2 tRNA genes and 2 rRNA genes (1 of these 4 cut by a window edge) are annotated in these 2,500 nt (G+C 53.4%); all 4 read left to right on the top strand.

Annotated features, from left to right (window positions below):
* Nucleotides 1-198: 198 nt before the first annotated feature.
* A 16S ribosomal RNA gene (locus GTQ34_RS16450) occupies nucleotides 199-1,722 on the top strand.
* Nucleotides 1,723-1,810: 88 nt separating this feature from the next.
* Nucleotides 1,811-1,884: transfer RNA gene (locus GTQ34_RS16455), tRNA-Ile, on the top strand.
* A gap of 146 nt (nucleotides 1,885-2,030) precedes the next feature.
* Nucleotides 2,031-2,107: transfer RNA gene (locus tag GTQ34_RS16460), tRNA-Ala, on the top strand.
* A gap of 206 nt (nucleotides 2,108-2,313) precedes the next feature.
* Nucleotides 2,314-2,500 (top strand): 23S ribosomal RNA (locus GTQ34_RS16465) (it continues 2,640 nt past the right edge of the window).
* The 16S and 23S rRNA genes sit together here with 2 tRNA genes alongside, the layout of an rRNA operon.

The following is a 2,500-nucleotide window of genomic DNA, read 5'->3' on the forward strand; positions in this document are numbered from 1 at the left end:
TATATTTGCACCCGCTTAACCGATAAGGGTTGGGTAGTTTTGGAGGGGATCGACTCTTTTTAGGGGTTGTTTTTTTCTGATTCTGGAAGAAGTTCATTTGACATATTGTATAGACAGCGTAAAAGAGAAACAAGAGAAGAACCATTTTGATGTCAGTGACCTGGATTTGTTTGGGAGTCGTTTACATATTGACTTTTTACAATGAAGAGTTTGATCCTGGCTCAGGATGAACGCTAGCGGCAGGCCTAACACATGCAAGTCGAGGGGCAGCACGGATTGCTTGCAATCTGGTGGCGACCGGCGCACGGGTGCGGAACGCGTATCGAACCTGCCCCTGTCAGGGGAATAGCCCAGAGAAATTTGGATTAATGCCCCATGGCACCCGACCGCCTCCTGGCGGTCGGGTTAAAGATTTATCGGACAGGGATGGCGATGCGTACCATTAGCTTGTTGGTAAGGTAACGGCTTACCAAGGCAACGATGGTTAGGGGCCCTGAGAGGGGGATCCCCCACACTGGTACTGAGACACGGACCAGACTCCTACGGGAGGCAGCAGTGAGGAATATTGGACAATGGTGGGAACACTGATCCAGCCATGCCGCGTGCAGGATGACTGCCCTATGGGTTGTAAACTGCTTTTATACGGGAAGAAACCTGTCCACGTGTGGACAGCTGACGGTACCGTAAGAATAAGGACCGGCTAACTCCGTGCCAGCAGCCGCGGTAATACGGAGGGTCCGAGCGTTATCCGGAATCATTGGGTTTAAAGGGTCCGTAGGCGGGCCGTTAAGTCAGGGGTGAAAGTCTGCGGCTCAACCGTAGAACTGCCTTTGATACTGGCGGTCTTGAGTCGTTGTGGGGTTGCCGGAACATGTGGTGTAGCGGTGAAATGCATAGATATCACATAGAACACCGATCGCGAAGGCAGGTGACCAACAACGTACTGACGCTGATGGACGAAAGCGTGGGTAGCGAACGGGATTAGATACCCCGGTAGTCCACGCCGTAAACGATGGACACTAGCTGTGGGGACTTCGGTCTCCGTGGCCAAGCGAAAGTGATAAGTGTCCCACCTGGGGAGTACGTTCGCAAGAATGAAACTCAAAGGAATTGACGGGGGCCCGCACAAGCGGTGGAGCATGTGGTTTAATTCGATGATACGCGAGGAACCTTACCAGGGCTTAAATGCAGACTGCATAAGCTGGAGACAGCTTTTTCTTCGGACCGTCTGCAAGGTGCTGCATGGTTGTCGTCAGCTCGTGCCGTGAGGTGTCAGGTTAAGTCCTATAACGAGCGCAACCCCTACCGTTAGTTGCCAGCGAGTCAAGTCGGGGACTCTAACGGGACTGCCGGTGCAAACCGTGAGGAAGGTGGGGACGACGTCAAATCATCACGGCCCTTACGTCCTGGGCTACACACGTGCTACAATGGCCGGTACAGAGGGAAGCCACCCCGCGAGGGGGAGCGGATCTACAAAACCGGTCACAGTTCGGATCGGGGTCTGCAACTCGACCCCGTGAAGCTGGAATCGCTAGTAATCGGATATCAGCCATGATCCGGTGAATACGTTCCCGGGCCTTGTACACACCGCCCGTCAAGCCATGGAAGCCGGGAGTGCCTGAAGTCCGTCACCGCAAGGAGCGGCCTAGGGCAAAATCGGTAACTAGGGCTAAGTCGTAACAAGGTAGCCGTACCGGAAGGTGCGGCTGGAACACCTCCTTTCTAGAGATCGGCGACCGGACGTGTCCGGTCCTGCATCTGGTGGTTTTTTTCCTTTCTTTTATGCTGTCTTATGATATGTTCACCAAAGAGTCTCATAGCTCAGCTGGTTAGAGCGCTACACTGATAATGTAGAGGTCGGCAGTTCGAGTCTGCCTGAGACTACTGGGAGGGCCGAGAGTGGAACGTTGAAGGTTCACTTTGCCGGCTTTTGAGAAGTTCATCGAAAAGTATTGAACAGGAAATTCTGGGTGTTGAGTTACCGTTATATAGCACTGTTAACTGTTGACCGTTAACTGACAACTGATAAAGGGGAATTAGCTCAGCTGGCTAGAGCGCCTGCCTTGCACGCAGGAGGTCACCGGTTCGACTCCGGTATTCTCCACCAAGTGCCGAACTTGTTTCGGCACCTCTTTGTGGGTGTGACCACCTTGGCAAGGAGATCCTGGACCGAGTCCGGGATAAAACGTTCATTGACATATTGGGACGGAGCGTGGCGGTTTTTCAAAGCTGTCACTGCGAAGTCAAAGAAGAAACACGAAGTAGAATAGAATACAAGGATTACGAGGGCGTCCCGCACGTATGTTGCGGGATGCGACAAGCAAAAGAAGGGCGTATGGGGGATGCCTAGGCTCTCAGAGGCGACGAAGGACGCGATAAGCTGCGAAAATCCACGGGGAGCTGCACACGAGCGCTGATCCGTGGGTGTCCGAATGGGGCAACCCGGCAGGTTGAAGGCCTGTCACCCGCAAGGGGGCTAACCCGCTGAACTGAAACATCT

It is taken from the genome of Flagellimonas ochracea, from assembly GCF_009903685.1.
In the GTDB taxonomy this organism is placed as follows: Bacteria; Bacteroidota; Bacteroidia; order Flavobacteriales; family Flavobacteriaceae; genus Flagellimonas; species Flagellimonas ochracea.